Source organism: Streptomyces sp. NPDC002787 (genome assembly GCF_053592095.1).
Window position 1 is genome coordinate 122788 of the sequence record NZ_JBSFVC010000009.1, and the last position, 17339, is coordinate 140126.

Sequence of the window (17339 nt, forward strand, 5' to 3'; positions counted from 1 at the left end):
TGACCCCAGCTGGTGGTACCGTTTTGGTATGGCTATGAACCTGCGTCTCCGTGACGACCAGACGGAAGCTCTGAAGCTGCGCGCCGAGGAGGAGGGCACGAGCATGCATGCCATATTGCTGCGGGCCGTGGATGACTACCTGGCCAGGACGGCGCACGAGGCGCTGGTGCGCAAGGCCGCCAAGGAGCAGACCGCCAAGTGGGCCGAGCTGCTGGAGCGGCTGAAGTGACCCATGTCTATCTGTCGGCCGAGGACGTCCTGGCCATCGCCGAACAAGCGGTCGATGACCAGGGCGTAGTCGTGCGCGATGCCGGCCTGCTCGAATCAGCCGTGCATCGCCCCTCTGCTTCGATGCTCGGGCAGGAGGCGTACACCGACCTGTTCGACAAGGCGGCCGCACTCCTGCAGTCGCTGGCGATCAACCACCCTTTCATCGACGGGAACAAACGCACGGCCTGGGTGTCCTGCGTCGTCTTCCTGGCGATGAACGAGGTGCAGTTGCGGCCGGACATCGACGCGGCGGAGCGCCTGGTCATCGCCGTTTCGACCGGCGCTCTCGACGAGGTCAAGGCCATTTCCGAGGCGCTGCGAGACCTGGCCGAGTAGCGATGTGACCTCGGTCCCATCCCCGGACGCCCCGGCCTAGTTCGCGTATTGGCAGGGCCGGGCCGCCGGTAGGGTGGCCCGGTTGTCATACGTAGCCGAGGTGTCCGCGTCGCTGCGCGAGCCACCCCGGCTGCCCGCCGAGCCGCTCGACCCCCACCGGAGACCGTGACTACCACCGCCACCTCCTCCTCGAACCACCACCTCTCGCCCGCCTTCCCGGGCCGTGCCCCCTGGGGTACCGCCAGCAAGCTGCGTGCCTGGCAGCAGGCGGCGATGGAGAAGTACATCCAGGAGCAGCCGCGGGACTTCCTCGCGGTCGCGACCCCGGGCGCCGGGAAGACGACCTTCGCGCTGACGCTCGCGTCCTGGCTGCTGCACCACCATGTCGTGCAGCAGGTGACGGTCGTGGCACCCACCGAGCATCTGAAGAAGCAGTGGGCGGAGGCCGCGGCGCGGATAGGGATCAAGCTGGACCCGGAGTACAGCGCGGGGCCGCTCAGCAAGGAGTACGACGGGGTCGCGGTCACCTACGCGGGTGTGGGCGTGCGGCCCATGCTGCACCGCAACCGCAGTGAGCAGCGCAAGACCCTCGTCATCCTCGACGAGATCCACCACGCCGGTGACAGCAAGTCCTGGGGCGAGGCGTGCCTGGAGGCCTTCGAGCCCGCCACCCGCCGGCTCGCGCTCACCGGTACGCCCTTCCGGTCCGACACCAACCCCATCCCCTTCGTCACCTACGAGGAGGGGACGGACGGCATCCGGCGGTCCTCCGCCGACTACACCTACGGCTACGGCAACGCCCTCGCCGACAACGTCGTGCGGCCCGTCATCTTCCTCTCCTACAGCGGCAACATGCGCTGGCGGACCAAGGCGGGCGACGAGATCGCCGCGCGCCTCGGCGAGCCCATGACCAAGGACGCGATCAGCCAGGCCTGGCGTACCGCGCTCGATCCGCGCGGCGAGTGGATGCCGAGCGTGCTGCGCGCCGCCGACCAGCGGCTCACCGAGGTCAGGAAGGCCATCCCGGACGCCGGCGCCCTCGTCATCGCCACCGACCAGGACTCCGCGCGCGCCTACGCCAAGCTGATCCGGGAGATCACGGGCACGAGCGCGACGCTCGTGCTGTCGGACGACGCGGGGGCGTCGGACCGTATCGACGAGTTCAGTCACAGCACCGACCGGTGGATGGTCGCGGTGCGGATGGTGTCCGAGGGCGTCGACGTGCCCCGGCTGGCTGTGGGCGTCTACGCCACCACCATTTCGACTCCGCTGTTCTTCGCGCAGGCCGTCGGGCGTTTCGTACGGTCCCGGCGGCGCGGCGAGACCGCGTCCGTGTTCCTGCCGACCGTGCCCGACCTGCTCACCTTCGCCAACGAGATGGAGGTGGAGCGGGACCACGCCCTCGACAAGCCGAAGAAGGAGGGCGAGGAGGACCCGTACGCCGAGGAGGAGAGGCTCCTCCAGGAGGCGGAGAAGCAGCAGGACGAGGACACCGGCGAGCAGGACATGCTGCCGTTCGAGGCGCTCGAGTCCGATGCCGTGTTCGACCGGGTCATGTACAACGGCGCCGAGTTCGGCATGCAGGCCCACCCGGGGAGCGAGGAGGAGCAGGACTACCTCGGGATTCCCGGGCTGCTGGAGCCCGACCAGGTGCAGTTGCTGCTGCAGAAGCGGCAGGCGCGGCAGATCGCGCACAGCCGCAAGAAGCCGGACGCCGAGGCCGATCTGGTGGAACTTCCGGCCGACCGGCGGCCCGTCGTCACCCACAAGGAGCTGCTTGAGCTGCGTAAACAGCTCAACGGTATGGTCGGCGCGTACTCCCATCAGAGCGGCAAGCCGCACGGTGTCATCCACACCGAGGTGCGGCGGGTGTGCGGTGGACCGCCGAGTGCCGAGGCCACGGCGGGGCAACTGCGGCAGCGGATCGCCAAGGTGCAGGAGTGGGCGACCCGGATGAAGTGACTCCGGGGGAGCGCGCTCTGGGGTTGCGTGAGGGTGAGCTCGGGGGTGTGCCGCGTGTCGCGCGCCCGCATATATCGCGACAAAGCGAAGTAGTCCGTACCGGACACTGCCCGGATTCTGGACGGAGTCTTCCGCTCAGCGAACCCGCTCGTCTACTGTCCCGCTACGCACACGCCCCGTGGCAGCGCCGCCGCGGAGCGCAGCCGTGAAGCGACTCCGCCCGGATCAACCGGGTTCAGCCGATCGGCGGCCTCTGTAGCGCGTCGCCGAACGGGACCGGTGACGCATCAGCCGTGACAGAGGTCGCCGCCCTCACCAAGAAGGAGTGGGCGTCGTGACCGCGGAGACCTCTCAAACCCTCGATCGGGGACTACGCGTCCTCAAGCTCCTCGCCGACACCGATCACGGGCTGACCGTCACCGAGCTGTCCAACAAGCTCGGAGTCAACCGGACGGTGGTGTACCGCCTGCTCGCCACCCTGGAGCAGCACTGCCTCGTACGGCGTGACCTGGGTGGACGTGCCCGGGTCGGGCTCGGGGTGCTGCGGCTCGGGCGGCAGGTGCATCCGTTGGTACGGGAGGCCGCGTTGCCGGCGTTGCGGTCCTTGGCCGAGGACATCGGGGCCACGGCGCATCTCACGCTCGTCGATGGCACCGAGGCGTTGGCCGTGGCTGTCGTCGAACCGACGTGGACGGATTACCACGTCGCGTACCGGGCCGGGTTTCGGCACGCGTTGGACCGGGGGGCCGCGGGGAGGGCGATTCTGTCGGGGCGGCAGCAGCCGGGGGACTGGCCCGGGTACGCGCTGACGCACGGGGAGTTGGAGGCGGGGGCCAGCGGGGCCGCGGCGCCGCTGCTCGGCGTGACCGGGGTCGAGGGCAGTGTCGGCGTGGTGATGCTGGCGGACGCGGTGCCGGAGCGGGTGGGGCCGCGGGTGATGGACGCGGCGCGGGAGGTGGCGGACGCGCTTCGGTGACGCCGGGAGTGACTCCGGGAGTGACTCCGGGTCGCGCTCACCGGCGCCACGGCTGCCCGCGCCGTACGCCTAGTCGTCCAGCGTGTTCAGCCACTCCAGTAGGTGCTTGTTGAAGGTGTCCGGCTGTTCCATGTTCACGTAGTGGGCCGTGCCCTCGATCGATACGGCGTGGCCCGGGGCGGCGACCGTCGTGGTCAGGCGTTCGGCCATGGTGACGAGGTCGGGGGCGTCGAGGGCGCCGTTGACGGCGAGGGTGGGGGCGGTGATCGTGGCGGCGCGGGCCCAGGTGTCGGTGACCGGGACGTGCCAGTCGGTCTCGCCGACGGTGTGCTTGAGGGCGGTGGCGAGGCTCATCTCCCGCACGCGCCGCACGACGTCGGGGTCCACGTCGTCGACCGCCCGGTACGGTCCGGCGACCACCTCGCCGACGATGTCGAGCCAGCCTTCGAGGTCGCCGGACATCAGCGCGCCGTAGTACCGGGCGGTGCTGTCCTTGGTCCACGGGTCCGTGTACTCGGGCTCGCTGGTGCCGACGCCGCTGACGACGAGGGCCCGTACCAGCTCGGGGTGCTCCAGTGCCGTGTCGACGGCGATGCCCCCGCCCATCGACGTACCGATCAGGACCGCCGGGCCCGTGTCCAGGTGGCGCAGCAGCGCGGCGAGGTCGTCGGTGAAGCGGAACGGCTTGCTCGCGTTGGCGGAGGACCCGTGCCCTCGGGCGTCCGGTGCGATGACGCGGTGGCCGGCCGCCAGGGCGGGGACCAGGTCACGCCACATGCGGTGGTCCGTGAGGCCGCCGTGCAGCAGCACGAGCGGCGTGCCCGAACCGACGTCCTGATAGGCGAGCGGACCGTCGTCGGACTGAAACGTGTGCGTGAGGACCTGCGAGGTATCGGTCATGACACCTAAGGTGTCATGTTGCCCGAGATATGACAACCCAGTTGTCACTCTGTTCCGCAGTGGAGGGTGGAGGACGTGGAAGACAATGAGTGCGTGACAGAGAACGATGAGCCGCTGCCGCCCGACGTGCTCGCCGGGCGGTTGTCCGAGGTGTTCGCCGTCCTGGGGCCGCTCTATCGGCGGACGACCCGCGCGCTGGAGCTGAAGGAGTCGAAGGAGGGTTTCCCCGTCGGCGTACGCGCGGTCCTGGAGCTCCTGAACATGGCCGGGCGGCCGATGACCGTGCCGCAGATGGGGCGCACACTGGCGCTGAGCAGGCAGTTCGTGCAGCGGATGGTCAACGAGGCGGCGGGGCGGGATCTCGTCGAGGCCATCCCGAACCCCGCGCACCAGCGGTCCTCCCTGATCCGGCTGACCGACACCGGCCGTACGACCATCGACGCGCTGGTCGCCCGGGAGAGCGTGCTGCTGAAGCGGGCCGGCGGGGACCTGACGGCGGCCGACGTCGACGCCTGTGTGCGGGTGCTGACACATCTCCTCGACCTCTTCGAGGACGTGGACGTCAACTGAGGCGCCGCCGTCTCCGGCCGGGCCACGCACGCCGGCACGCTGCCTCGACCCCGAGCCCGAGCCCGACCCCGAGCCCGAGCCCGACCCTGAGCCCGAGCCCGACCCTGAGCCCGAGCCCGACCCTGAGCCCGACCCTGAGCCCGAGCCCGAGCCGGACCCGTCCCAGGTGGCCGCCCCTGGCGGGAACCACCCCTCACGTTAGATTGATCCCGTGCTCTCTCGTCTCGCCAGCCTTTCGCGTCCCGTGGCCGTAGCCGTCTGTGCCCTGCCCGTCGTGGGGCTGCTCGCCACGGCGGCCTTCGCGCCGTTGCCGTTCTCCGTGGCGCAGCCGGGAATGACGGCGAACGTGCTGGGCGAGAACAAGGGGGAGCCGGTGATCACGATCACCGGCGCGGAGGCCCGGCGGACGAGCGGCCAGTTGCGGATGACGACGATCGAGGCGACGGGCCCGGACGCCCGCGTCGGCCTGGGCGATGTGCTCGACGGCTGGTTCCGTACGGACCAGGCGGTCATGCCGCGCGACGCGGTCTACCCCAGCGGGGACACCACCGAGGAGATCCAGGAGTACAACGAGGCCGAGATGAAGCAGTCCCAGGACACGGCCACCGAGGCGGCCCTCACCTACCTCGGCGAGGACTCCGACGGCATCACGGTCACCCTGCGCCTCGCGGACGTCGGCGGCCCCAGCGCGGGCCTGCTCTTCTCGCTCGGCATCATCGACAAGCTCGACGGCGACGGCAGCGGCGGCGACCTCACGGGCGGCCGCGTCATCGCCGGTACGGGGACCATCGACCCGGCGGGCAAGGTCGGCGCGGTCGGCGGGGTCACCCTCAAGACCCAGGCCGCCCACCGCGACGGCGCCACCGTCTTCCTCGTCCCCAAGGCCGAGTGCGCGGACGCGAAGGCCGAACTGCCCAAGGGGATGCGGCTGATCCCGGTGACGACCCTGAAGGGCGCGGTCGGCTCCCTGGTGGCGCTGGAGTCGGGCAAGGGCAAGGTCCCCAGCTGCTGACCGACCCCCCTCACGCCTCGCGCGGCACGCACCCCCGGGGTCGGGCTAGGCCGTCGTCTCCCGGTCTCCTTCGATCGCCGCCTGCTCCACCAGCGGGATGATCCGCAGCGGAACGGGGTTCTCCATGACGATCGCCGTGGCGGCCCGGACGATGCCGTCGAAACCGACGACACGGTCGATCACCCGCTGGAGATCAGCGTTCGAACGGGCCACGAGCCGGCACAGCATGTCCCCGCTGCCGGTGGTCGTGTGCAGCTCCAGCACCTCCGGCACGGTCGCCAAGTGCGCCCGTACGTCCGCCCCTTGCCCCTGCCTGATCTGCAGCGTCGCGAAGGCCGTCACCGGGTAGCCGAGCGCGGCCGGGTCCACCTGGGGCCCGAACCCGCGGATGACCCCGTTCGACTGAAGCCGGTCGAGACGGGCCTGCACCGTGCCCCGCGCGACCCCCAGCCGCCGTGACATCTCCAGCACGCCGATCCGCGGCTCGCGGGCGAGCAGGACGATCAGCCGCCCGTCCAGATGATCGATCGCCATGAGGTCGCTCCCGGTGGTCACCCTGTACAGAACACCTGCGATTATCCGAGTCTGGCTATGCAAAATGTCCAGGGGAAACGCGAACTGTTGCGCACCTTGCAGCGGCGGAGCAGTCTGCGACCATGACGCAGACCACACACCAGGTTCCCGACGCCGCACGGCAGGCAGACCCCTTCCCGGTCAAGGGAATGGACGCTGTCGTCTTCGCCGTGGGCAACGCCAAGCAGGCCGCCCACTACTACTCCACCGCGTTCGGCATGCGCCTCGTCGCCTACGCCGGCCCCGAGACCGGCAGCCGCGAGACGGCGAGCTACGTCCTGGAGAACGGCTCGGCCCGCTTCGTGTTCACCTCGGTGGTCAAGGCCGCCACCACCTGGGGCCACTTCCTCGCCGAGCACGTCGCCGAGCACGGCGACGGCGTCATCGACCTCGCCATCGAGGTCCCGGACGCCCGACGCGCGTACGCCTACGCCATCGAACACGGCGCCCGTTCCGTCGCCGAGCCGTACGAGATGAAGGACGAGCACGGCACGGTCGTCCTGGCCTCCATCGCCACGTACGGCACGACCCGCCACACCCTCGTCGAGCGCACCGGCTACGACGGCCCCTACCTCCCCGGTTACGTCGCCGCCGACCCCATCGTCGAGCCGCCCGCCCAGCGCACCTTCCAGGCCATCGACCACTGCGTCGGCAACGTCGAGCTCGGGCGCATGAACGAGTGGGTCGAGTTCTACCACCGGGTCATGGGCTTCACGAACATGAAGGAGTTCGTGGGCGACGACATCGCCACCGAGTACAGCGCGCTGATGTCGAAGGTGGTGGCGGACGGGACCCTGAAGGTCAAGTTCCCCATCAACGAGCCCGCCATCGCCAAGAAGAAGTCGCAGATCGACGAGTACCTGGAGTTCTACCGCGGCGCGGGCGTCCAGCACATCGCGCTCAACACGAACGACATCGTGCGGACGGTGCGGACGATGCGGGCGGCCGGGGTCGAGTTCCTCAACACGCCGGACTCGTACTACGACACGCTGGGGGAGTGGGTCGGGGACACGCGCGTCCCCCTCGACACGCTCCGCGAACTGAAGATCCTCGCGGACCGGGACGAGGACGGGTATCTGCTGCAGATCTTCACCAAGCCGGTCCAGGACCGGCCGACGGTCTTCTTCGAGATCATCGAGCGGCACGGGTCGATGGGGTTCGGCAAGGGCAACTTCAAGGCGCTGTTCGAGGCGATCGAGAGGGAGCAGGAGATGCGCGGCAATCTCTGAGGGCGCCTGATAGTACGGGGGTGCGGGTTCGTCGGCGGGTGCGGGTGGTGTGTGGTTGCTCGCGCAGTTCCCCGCGCCCCTTGACGGCATGGGGCGCGCCCGGGGTTCTTAGGGGCGCGGGGAACCGCGCGACCAGCCCCCACTCACCCGCACCCGCCAACGCACCGCACCACCCCCCTCCCGAGCCCTCACGCGAAAATCCCCCCGCGCCCCAAGAGATACGGGTTCAGACGCCGCGCCTCCGCCAGATGCCGCCGCGCCGGGGCCGCCAGGCCCAAGGCCTGCTCGATCCGCCCCCGGTGATACGCGTAAACCGCACTGCGCACCTGCCCACCCCGCTCCCTGTCGGTCGCCCGCCGCGCGAACCCCAGCGCCTCCTCGTCCTCCCCGGCCCGGTGCAACGCCCACCCCAACGCGTCCGCCACCCGCAGACCCGGCTGTCGTCTCCACTCCGCACGGAGCACCCGCACCGCCACCTCCGGATCACCGTGGTCCGCCTCGAGCGCCCCGAGGACGAGCGAGTCGTTCACCCCGGCCGCGGCGGACCGCGCCACCAGCGCCCGCACCACGCCGTACTGCTCCCGCGCCTCCCTCACCCGCCCCAGCGACTCGTACAACTCCCCCAACCGCAGCGCGACGTGAGCCGACGGCCGCCGCGACAGCGCCACCCGGTACGCCCGCACCCCCTCCGCCGTCCGTCCCAGCGCGGCCAGCGCCCGCCCCCGGCACGCGTCGGCGTCGGGCTCGCCCCCGGCGGCCGACCGCCCCGCGGCCTCGCAGTACCGCAACGACTCCTCCGGCTCCCCCCGCTCCCAGGCCAGCTCCCCGGCCCACGCCCACCACGCGGCCCCCGCGGCCGACGGCCCCGCCGCCGACGTCTCCGAAGCCGCCGCGTCCGCGAGCGCCACGGCCGCGTCCTCCCGCCGGCCCTGGTCCCAGTGGACCCGCGCGGCCCGCGCCCGCGCCGCCGGCCCGGAGTCCACGGCCAGCATCCTCGCCAGGGTGCCGCGCACCGCCTTGTACCGGCCGAGCCCGTCGTACGCGTCGAGGAGCAGCGCATACGAGGTCCAGCGCCCCGGCGCCACCCGTACGGCCTCCTCGCCCCACCATGCCGCCGTCCGGAAGTCGCGGCGGGCGTTCGCGAGCGCGGTCAGCCCGTCGAGGGCGTCGGCGTTGCCGTGCGGACGCAGCCGCAGCGACGTGTGCAGCGCACGTTCGGCCCTCGGGTAGTCGGCGACGACGCCGGTCCACCGGGCCCGCTCGGTGTACGCGGCCCCCAGCACGGCCCAGGAGGCGTGGTCACGCGGACGGGCCCGCACCCGGGCCTCGTGTTCCCGGACGGCCGCGGCCAGATCGGGCAGTGCGCCGGGCACCCCGGCCCTGACCGCCGTCCCCGCCCCCGCCCGCTTCTGCGGCCCCGCCGCGCCCACCACCCGAGCCTGTGGCGCACTGCCGTCCCCGTCCGACGGCACCACCATCAGCAGACCCCCGAGCACCACACACCCGAGCACCGCACCGGCCGTCTTCCGCCCCCGCGCCGACCGCTTCCCCTGCCCCGGCACCCGCCCCCACCGAGCCACCCACCGCCGCGCCGCCCGCTCCTCGTTCTCCACAGACATGCCGCTCACTGTGCGTCAATACGACGACCACATCCCGCACCCGAACGCTCGCGCCGACGGGTTCACACCGATGGCCGCGAGTGTGAAGCTTGGATCATGAGCCGTATCGAAGCCCCGCGTGACGAGACGACCGGCAACCTCGTCGACCGTCTGCTGAGCGGCCTGCCGCCGGAGGCGGTCCTCGCCGATCCGGACGTCACGGCCTCGTACGCGAACGACATGGCGAGCTTCTGCGAGGCGGGTGTCCCGGCGGTCGTCGTGCTGCCCCGGACCGTCGAACAGGTGCAGCACGTCATGCGCGTCGCCACGGAACTGCGCGTCCCGGTGGTCCCGCAGGGCGCCCGCACGGGCCTGTCCGGCGGCGCCAACGCCTCCGAGGGCTGCGTCGTGCTGTCGCTGACGAAAATGGACCGGATCCTCGAGATCAACCCCGTCGACCGCATCGCCGTCGTCGAACCCGGCGTCATCAACGCGACGCTCTCCCGCGCGGTCAACGAGCACGGCCTCTCCTACCCGCCGGACCCCTCCAGCTGGGAGATGTGCACCATCGGCGGCAACATCGGCACGGCCTCCGGCGGCCTGTGCTGTGTGAAGTACGGGGTGACCGCCGAGTACGTCCTCGGCCTGGACGTCGTGCTCGCCGACGGCCGGCTGATGTCCACCGGAAGGCGCACCGCGAAGGGCGTCGCCGGCTACGACCTCACCCGGCTCTTCGTCGGCTCGGAGGGCTCGCTCGGCATCGTCGTCCGCGCGGTCCTCGCCCTCAAGCCGCAGCCGCCCCGGCAGCTGGTGCTCGCCGCGGAGTTCGCGTCGGCGGCCGCCGCCTGCGACGCGGTGTGCCGGATCATGACCGGCGGACACGTCCCGTCACTGCTCGAACTGATGGACCGTACGACGGTGAAGGCCGTCAACGACCTGGCCCACATGGGTCTTCCGGAGACGACCGAGGCGCTGCTGCTCGCCGCCTTCGACACCCCCGACCCGGCCGCCGACCTCGCCGCCGTCGCCGAGCTGTGCGAGGCCGCGGGCGCCACCCAGGTCGTCCCGGCGGACGACGCGGCGGAGTCCGAACTGCTGCTGCAGGCGCGGCGGTTGTCGCTCACCGCCCTGGAGGCGGTGCGGGGTGTGACGATGATCGACGACGTGTGCGTGCCCCGGTCCAGGCTCGGCGACCTCATCGAGGGCGTCGAGCGGATCGCCGAGAAGCGACAGCTCACCATCGGGGTCGTCGCGCACGCGGGAGACGGCAACACGCACCCCACCGTCTGCTTCGACGCGGCGGACCCCGACGAGTCCCGGCGCGCCCGCGAGTCCTTCGACGAGATCATGGCCCTCGGCCTGGAACTCGGCGGCACGATCACCGGCGAGCACGGCGTGGGCATCCTCAAGAAGGAGTGGCTGGCGCGGGAGATCGGCCCGGTGGGCATGGAGATGCAGCGGGCGGTGAAGTCCGCCTTCGACCCGCTGGGCATCCTCAACCCGGGCAAGCTGTTCTGATCCGCGCCGCTCACTGGGCGAGGAGTTCCGCCAGGCCGTCGTCGATGCGCAGCATGTCGAACTCGGCGCCCGGCGGCACCACCCGCAGCGTCCGCTCCAGCCAGGCCGACACGGCGGCGGCCGGCGCTTCGAGCAGCGCGTCCCCGTCCGGCGCGCTGAGCGCCATCAGGACGACGCCCCGGCCCGCCACCTTCGTCGGCCACACCCGCACATCCCCGTGCCCGCACGGCCGGAACACCCCCTCGACCAGCAGTTCCCGCGCGAACGTCCAGTGCACCGGGCGGTCGGAGTTGACGTGGAAGGTGATGTGGACGGCGTACGGGTCGTCGCTGCGGTAGCCCAGCTTGGCCGGCACGGGGACGCTGCGCTCGGGCGACAGGACCAGTTTGAGCTCCAGTTCGCGTTCCACGACGGTGTGCCGCATGGTGATCGTTCCTCTCTCCGTGGAGGGCCCGGTGAGCGGGCCCGTACGAGTGAGAGCGGCGCGTGGCCCGAAGCATTACGCGGGTTCGGGAAACTTTTTTCCGGCGAGTTCACCGACCGGCCTCCGGCGCCCGGTGACCCTCTTCTCCCGTAGCAGATCCGTGCGCGAAAGGGGTGGGTCCGGCGGCAGCGGTCATGGGACTTGTCGGCGTCTGGTAGATGTGGATGCCCCCAACCCGACCCACGAGCAGATACGGGACGACGGACATGAGCGCCCCAACCCCGGCCCCCGGCGACGACAGGCCCCGCGAAGGGTATTACCCGGACCCGTCCATTCCTGGATATGTCCGGTACTGGAACGGCGCCTCCTGGGTGCCGGGTACGAGCCGTCCAGCGCCCTCCGACGGCGAACCGCTCGCCCCGCCGCCCGGCTCCGGCTCGGCCGGCGGCGTCGAGGAGACCGGCCCGCACTTCTTCGACGAGGACCCCGCGCCCGCCGGCGAACCGGCCCGCCCGGCCGCCGACAACGCCCTGCACGGCTCCCGCCCCGAGCCCGCCTCCGCGTGGGGCGCCGACCGCTCCCGCCAGACCGGCTTCGGCGGCGACAAGGACCGCCGGGTCTCCTGGGGCTCGGCCCCCGGCGCCGACCCCCGGCTCTCCCTCACGGCCGACACGGGCGACGACGCCGGTGACTCCGGCGACCCCGGGCGTACGGCGAGCACGGACGGTATGGCGACGATCGCGCCGGCGGACGCCGTCGACGACGCCGGGGCCCCGCAGGGCACGGTCGTCTTCCGCCGCCCGGACACCTCCGGGAGCCCCCGGGCGGCCGAGGGCGCGGAACCGGTGCGGTCCGACGGCACCATGACGTTCCGTCCGTCCTCCTCGCGCGCGGGGCAGCAGGGCCAGGACGAGGGCGCGGCCCCCGGCGTCTTCGGCGCGCCGCTGACCAGCGCCCAGGCCGCCGCCCAGCAGGCCCTGGGGCTCGCTCCGCAGTCCTCCTCACCCGCCACGGCACCGTCCGGACCCCAGCAGGGCCCGCAGAACCCGCAGAATCCGCAGAGCCCACAGAGCCCACAGAGCCCACAGAGCGCACAGGGTCCGCAGCAGGGCCCGCAGTCGGGCGGCCCCGCCCCGGCGGCGGCCGCGTCGGCGGTCGCTCCGCCCGCCCCCGCCGCTCCCGTCCCTCCCGCGACCCCGGTCACCCCGAGCGCCCCGGCCCAGCGGCAACCGCAGCCGCCGCAGTCCCCGTTCGGCGGCGCCTTCCCGCAGCAGGCCGTACAGACCCCGCAGCCCGCCCCGGCCGCGCCCGCCCCGCAGACCCCGCAGCCCGCGCCGGGAGTGCCCCAGCAGGCCGCCCGGCAGTCGGCCGACACCCCCATGGCCGTCGGCCCCGGTGGCGGGCAGCACTCCTGGGCCCAGCAGGTGCACCGGCTCGCCGGGGGTGAGGAGGAGCAGCCGGTCGCACCGTGGAAGCCGGTGGTGGAGGACCCGTTCCAGGCGGCGGCGCGGCGGCAGGCGGAGGCCCGGCCCGCGGGGCTCGGCAGACGGCTCGCCGCCCGGCTCGTGGACAGCCTGGTCGTGGGCGCCGTCACGGCCGGGGCCGCCGTACCGTTCGGCACCAAGGCGATCGACCACATCAACGAGAAGATCGACGCCGCCAAGCTCTCCGGCGAGAAGGTCACCGTCTGGCTGGTCGACGACACGACCTCGGTCTACTTCGGCATCATCCTCGGTGTGCTGTTCCTCGTCAGCGCCCTCTACGAGGTGCTGCCCACCGCCAAGTGGGGCCGCACCCTCGGCAAGAAGCTGTTCGGCATCGACGTCCGGGACATCGAGGGCCATGAGCCCCCGTCGTTCGGCGGCTCCCTGCGCCGCTGGCTCGTCCACACGGTCTCCGGGCTGCTCGGCATCGGAGTCATCGGCGTCCTGTGGTGCCTGTTCGACAAGCCGTGGCGCCAGTGCTGGCACGACAAGGCGGCGCACACGTTCGTGGCGGGCAAGTAGCGGTACGGGCCGGACGGGGGCGTACGGGAACCGCGTACCCCGTCCCCCAGCCCTCGTCCCCCGTACTCCGGACGGCCCCGTGCCGGATGCGGAGCCGGGGGGTTCGCGGTCGACTCGGGCCATGAGCACCGAACCGCCGCCCTTCGGCTCCGGTCAGTCCCCGGACGACGACCCGTTCAAGAAGCAGCAGCCCCCGCCGCACCAGGGCGGCGGCTCCCCGTACGACCCCCCGCCGCAGCAGCCGCCGCACGGCGGCCAGCCGCCGCCCTACGCCGGTGGCCCCTACGGTGGCGGCGGCCCCTACGGCGGCGACCCGTACAGCGGCGGGCAGTACCCCAACGACCCGCTCTCCGGGATGCCGCCGCTCGCCGACAGCGGGAAGCGGGTGCTCGCGCGCATCATCGACATGATCCTGGTGGGGATCGTGGTGGGGCTGCTGGCGTGGGCGTTCAGGATCAGTCAGTACACGGTGGACTCGGCCGACTTCGAGTTCGGCAAGTCCCTGGCGCAGGAGGCGCTCGCGGCGGTCCTCTACATCGCCTACGACACCGTCCTCACCGTCAAGAACGGCCAGACCCTCGGCAAGCGGCTGATGAAGCTGCGGGTGGCGAACCTCAACGACGGTTCCACGCCCTCCACGCAGACCGCTCTGACGCGCGCGGCCGTGCTGTGGATCCCCTTCGCCTTCTGCTGCGCCTGCGTCTGGACGGCGATCGCGGGCGGCTGGAGCTTCTTCGACAAGCCCTACAAGCAGGGGCTGCACGACAAGGCGGCCAAGACGGTGGTGGTCAGCACCGGCTGAGCTGCCGGGGCTTAGCGAAAGACGGCGGGTCCATGGAGCGCGGGCCCGCCGTCACATGTGAGCAAGGGGGTCAGGAACCCGCCGACTCGTGCACCGGCTGCCGTACAGCCTCCGGTTCCCTGGCGGCCGGGGCCGGAGTCGGGCGCGCGGCGGCGGCCGGCTTGGGCAGCGGCACGGTCAGTGAGACGAGCAGGCCGAGGGCGAGGGCGGAAAGGGCGATCACCGCGATGCCCGCGCCGGAACTCGTCTGTGACAGCAGCAGCATGGCGAGGGTGGACAAGATCACGGTGCAGGAGCCGTAGGCGAGCTGTGCGGTCGTCGGACGAGGCATGGCAATCGTGTCCTCGGGTGGGGTCCTCCCCGTGCCTCTCACGATGATGGGGAGGTTGCGGATACGAATCAAAGGTGAAGCCGTGTCGTCGGCTTGGCTTTCGCAGACTTCCGGCGCTCCGCCAATCGACTCTATTCGCCAGGGTGCCCGAGTGGAACGACGGGTAAGCGTGACCTGACACACGGTGCCGGGTGCACGGGGGGCGCACGGATTCATGGGGTCCAGCAAGTGGACGCATATGCGCGCCGGTTCGGGTGGCGGCCGAGGGGCGCATAACGTCCGCATAACGAACAAGCGCTTCCTGTAGACGCCGATAATGCACTTGACCTGTGCAAGTCAAGATCTGTTTTTTATCTCGAAACTCCGGTCGAATGACGCCACTTGACTACACGCGTATACCGCGCGCGGACTCCTCCACGACCGGGGCCATCCCCCTTCCGCGCGAACGGACGCGGGGGAGGAACTCAAGTGACCAGTAGACCCTGGACGTTCAGAGCGACGGCGATCGGCGTCGCACTCGCCACGGCGGCGGCGACGATGTCGGCCCTCACCGTGGCACAGGCCGCGGACACCGCACCGGCGGCGTCCGTCGACCGGCACGACCCGGCGGACCACGAGCACGCCGAGCACGACCTCGAAGGTCCCCTGAGCAAGACGCAGGAGGCCCAGCGTGAGGAGGCCCTTCAGCAGGTCATATCCGGCGACGCCACGGTCAGGGACCGTGACGGCTCGCAGGTCGTGCAGCTGAAGAGCAAGAAGGGCAAGAGCAAGTACGTCGAGCTCGGCCGCGAGAAGACCGACAAGATCTTCACGATCCTGGTCGAGTTCGGCGACGAGATCGACAGCCGCTACGGCGGCACGCCCGGCCCACTGCACAACCGGATAGCCGAGCCGGACCGCACCCAGGACAACTCCACGGCCTGGCAGGCGGACTACGACCGGAAGCACTTCCAGGACCTGTACTTCGGCACCGGCAAGAAGACCGAGTCGATGAAGAAGTACTACGAGAAGCAGTCCTCGGGCCGCTACTCGATCGAGGGCGAGGTCTCGGACTGGGTGAAGGTCCCCTACAACGAGGCCCGCTACGGCAACAACAAGTGCGGTCAGACCAACTGCTCCAGCGTGTGGAACGTGGTCAGCGACGGTCTCACGTCATGGGTCGCCCAGCAGAAGGCAGCGGGGCGCACCGACGCGGAGATCAAGGCGGACGTGGCCGAGTTCGACCAGTGGGACCGCTACGACTTCGACGGTGACGGCGACTTCAACGAGTCCGACGGCTACATCGACCACTTCCAGATCGTGCACGCCGGTGAGGACGAGTCCGCTGGCGGCGGCGCGCAGGGCGAGGACGCCATCTGGGCCCACCGCTGGTACGCGTTCGGCACCGACGCCGGCGCGACCGGCCCCGAGGGCAACAAGCTCGGCGGCGCCAGGATCGGCGACACCGGCATCTGGGTCGGCGACTACACCATCCAGCCGGAGAACGGCGGCCTCGGTGTCTTCGCCCACGAGTACGGCCACGACCTCGGTCTGCCGGACCACTACGACACCCAGGGCGGCGACAACTCCACCGGTTTCTGGACTCTCATGTCCTCCGGTTCCTGGCTCGGCACCGGCAAGGAAGCCATCGGCGACCTGCCCGGTGACATGACCGCCTGGGACAAGCTGCAGCTCGGCTGGCTGAACTACGACACGGCGAAGGCCGCGACGAAGTCGAAGCACAAGCTCGGTGTGGCGGAGTACAACACCAAGGACAAGCAGGCCCTAGTGGTCGAGCTGCCGAAGAAGAAGGTCACCACCGAGATCGTCGAGCCCGCGCAGGGGTCGAACCAGTGGTGGAGCGGCAGCGGTGACAACCTCTCCAACACCCTGACCCGTTCCGTGGACCTCACGGGCAAGTCCTCGGCCGCGCTCACCCTCGACGGCTGGTACGACATCGAGGCCGAGTTCGACTACCTCTACACCGAGGTGTCGACCGACGGCGGCGCCAACTGGACCGCCGTCGACGGCACGGTGGACGGCGCGGCGATCCCGCGCGACGCCAGCGGCAAGCCCGCGCTGACCGGTTCCTCCGCCGCGTACAAGAAGCTGTCGTACCCCCTGGACGCCTACGCGGGCCAGAAGTTCGACCTCCGCTTCCGCTACCAGACGGACGGCGGCGTGGCCCCGAAGGGCTTCGCGGCCGACTCGATCACCGTGACCGCCGACGGTTCCGCCCTGTTCTCGGACGACGCGGAGAGCGCGGACGCGGCCTGGACCGCCAAGGGTTTCTCCCGCATCGGCGCGTCGATCACGGACGACTACGCCCAGTACTACATCGCCGAGAACCGTCAGTACGTGTCGTACGACAAGACGCTGAAGGTCGGCCCGTACAACTTCGGCTTCTCGACGACGCGTCCGGCCTGGGTGGAGCACTTCGCCTACCAGAACGGTCTGTTGATCTGGAAGTGGGACACCTCGCAGGCGGACAACAACACCAGCGTCCACCCGGGTTCGGGTCTGGTCCTCCCCGTCGACTCGCGCCCGACGGCGCTGAAGTGGGCCGACGGCACGGTGATGCGCAGCCGGATCCAGTCCTACGACTCGCCGTTCAGCCTGTACCGCACGGACGGTCTGAAGCTGCACAAGGCGGACGTGCTGACGAGGATCCCGTCGTCGAAGGGTGTGTCGACGTTCAACGACCACACCAGCACCTACTACGACGAGGCGACCCCGCTGGCCGGTGTCAAGATCACTGACACCAACACCAAGATCAAGATCGTCAAGGAGGCCAAGGACGGCTCCACGATCTCGGTCCAGGTGGGCCCCGCGGTGAAGTAAACAGCGTTTTCG

16 protein-coding genes are annotated in these 17339 nt (G+C 70.9%); 11 read left to right on the plus strand and 5 right to left on the minus strand.

Annotated features, from left to right (window positions below; translation table 11 throughout):
- Positions 1 to 28: 28 nt before the first annotated feature.
- The 4 genes from ACWD26_RS14635 to ACWD26_RS14650 all read left to right on the plus strand — a co-directional run bounded on the left by ACWD26_RS14635 (position 29) and on the right by ACWD26_RS14650 (position 3544).
- Positions 29 to 229, plus strand: coding sequence for a ribbon-helix-helix protein, CopG family (locus ACWD26_RS14635; protein ID WP_048821776.1), 201 nt, complete (start codon positions 29 to 31; stop codon positions 227 to 229).
- Positions 226 to 606, plus strand: coding sequence for a type II toxin-antitoxin system death-on-curing family toxin (locus tag ACWD26_RS14640; protein WP_451269814.1), 381 nt, complete (start codon positions 226 to 228; stop codon positions 604 to 606). The genes ACWD26_RS14635 and ACWD26_RS14640 overlap by 4 nt, the downstream gene beginning before the upstream one ends.
- A gap of 165 nt (positions 607 to 771) precedes the next feature.
- Positions 772 to 2568, plus strand: coding sequence for a DEAD/DEAH box helicase (locus tag ACWD26_RS14645; protein WP_451269815.1), 1797 nt, complete (start codon positions 772 to 774; stop codon positions 2566 to 2568).
- Positions 2569 to 2902: 334 nt separating this feature from the next.
- Positions 2903 to 3544, plus strand: a complete 642-nt coding sequence (locus tag ACWD26_RS14650) for an IclR family transcriptional regulator (protein ID WP_451269817.1) — start codon at positions 2903 to 2905, stop codon at positions 3542 to 3544.
- A gap of 69 nt (positions 3545 to 3613) precedes the next feature.
- Here the strand turns inward: ACWD26_RS14650 and ACWD26_RS14655 are convergent, their stop codons facing one another.
- Positions 3614 to 4444: an alpha/beta fold hydrolase gene (locus ACWD26_RS14655; RefSeq protein ID WP_451269819.1), complete on the minus strand. Its 831-nt coding sequence runs from the start codon at positions 4442 to 4444 to the stop codon at positions 3614 to 3616.
- Positions 4445 to 4537: 93 nt separating this feature from the next.
- On the opposite strand from ACWD26_RS14655, the gene ACWD26_RS14660 reads away from it, so the two are divergent.
- Both ACWD26_RS14660 and ACWD26_RS14665 read left to right on the plus strand, forming a co-directional pair.
- Positions 4538 to 5014, plus strand: coding sequence for a MarR family winged helix-turn-helix transcriptional regulator (locus tag ACWD26_RS14660; protein WP_451269821.1), 477 nt, complete (start codon positions 4538 to 4540; stop codon positions 5012 to 5014).
- 211 nt (positions 5015 to 5225) lie between these two features.
- Complete coding sequence (locus tag ACWD26_RS14665; RefSeq protein ID WP_451269823.1) at positions 5226 to 6026, plus strand: S16 family serine protease; 801 nt, start codon at positions 5226 to 5228, stop codon at positions 6024 to 6026.
- A gap of 45 nt (positions 6027 to 6071) precedes the next feature.
- Here the strand turns inward: ACWD26_RS14665 and ACWD26_RS14670 are convergent, their stop codons facing one another.
- Positions 6072 to 6560 carry an Lrp/AsnC family transcriptional regulator gene (locus ACWD26_RS14670; protein WP_451269825.1) on the minus strand — a complete coding sequence of 163 codons (489 nt, stop codon included), beginning with the start codon at positions 6558 to 6560 and terminating at the stop codon, positions 6072 to 6074.
- Between the two features lie 122 nt (positions 6561 to 6682).
- Here ACWD26_RS14670 and hppD point away from each other — a divergent pair, with 122 nt between their 5' ends.
- Entirely contained in the window at positions 6683 to 7828 is a 1146-nt protein-coding gene (gene hppD / locus ACWD26_RS14675; RefSeq protein ID WP_451269827.1) for a 4-hydroxyphenylpyruvate dioxygenase, read from the plus strand.
- Positions 7829 to 8016: 188 nt separating this feature from the next.
- On the opposite strand, the gene ACWD26_RS14680 is transcribed toward hppD, so the two are convergent.
- Positions 8017 to 9447 (minus strand): tetratricopeptide repeat protein, encoded by a 1431-nt coding sequence (locus ACWD26_RS14680; protein WP_451269829.1) that lies wholly within the window; start codon positions 9445 to 9447, stop codon positions 8017 to 8019.
- A 96-nt stretch (positions 9448 to 9543) separates the two neighbouring features.
- Here ACWD26_RS14680 and ACWD26_RS14685 point away from each other — a divergent pair, with 96 nt between their 5' ends.
- Complete coding sequence (locus ACWD26_RS14685) at positions 9544 to 10944, plus strand: FAD-binding oxidoreductase (protein ID WP_451269831.1); 1401 nt, start codon at positions 9544 to 9546, stop codon at positions 10942 to 10944.
- Between the two features lie 10 nt (positions 10945 to 10954).
- On the opposite strand, the gene ACWD26_RS14690 is transcribed toward ACWD26_RS14685, so the two are convergent.
- Positions 10955 to 11368 (minus strand): SsgA family sporulation/cell division regulator, encoded by a 414-nt coding sequence (locus tag ACWD26_RS14690; RefSeq protein ID WP_451269833.1) that lies wholly within the window; start codon positions 11366 to 11368, stop codon positions 10955 to 10957.
- A gap of 266 nt (positions 11369 to 11634) precedes the next feature.
- Between ACWD26_RS14690 and ACWD26_RS14695 the strand changes: the two genes are divergently transcribed.
- On the plus strand, positions 11635 to 13374 hold the full coding sequence (locus tag ACWD26_RS14695) for an RDD family protein (protein ID WP_451269835.1): 1740 nt from the start codon (positions 11635 to 11637) through the stop codon (positions 13372 to 13374).
- Between the two features lie 121 nt (positions 13375 to 13495).
- Positions 13496 to 14176 carry an RDD family protein gene (locus tag ACWD26_RS14700; RefSeq protein ID WP_451269836.1) on the plus strand — a complete coding sequence of 227 codons (681 nt, stop codon included), beginning with the start codon at positions 13496 to 13498 and terminating at the stop codon, positions 14174 to 14176.
- Between the two features lie 70 nt (positions 14177 to 14246).
- On the opposite strand, the gene ACWD26_RS14705 is transcribed toward ACWD26_RS14700, so the two are convergent.
- Positions 14247 to 14507: a hypothetical protein gene (locus tag ACWD26_RS14705; protein WP_451269838.1), complete on the minus strand. Its 261-nt coding sequence runs from the start codon at positions 14505 to 14507 to the stop codon at positions 14247 to 14249.
- Positions 14508 to 14975: 468 nt separating this feature from the next.
- Between ACWD26_RS14705 and ACWD26_RS14710 the strand changes: the two genes are divergently transcribed.
- Positions 14976 to 17327, plus strand: coding sequence for an immune inhibitor A domain-containing protein (locus tag ACWD26_RS14710; protein ID WP_451269840.1), 2352 nt, complete (start codon positions 14976 to 14978; stop codon positions 17325 to 17327).
- The last annotated feature ends 12 nt before the right edge of the window (positions 17328 to 17339 follow it).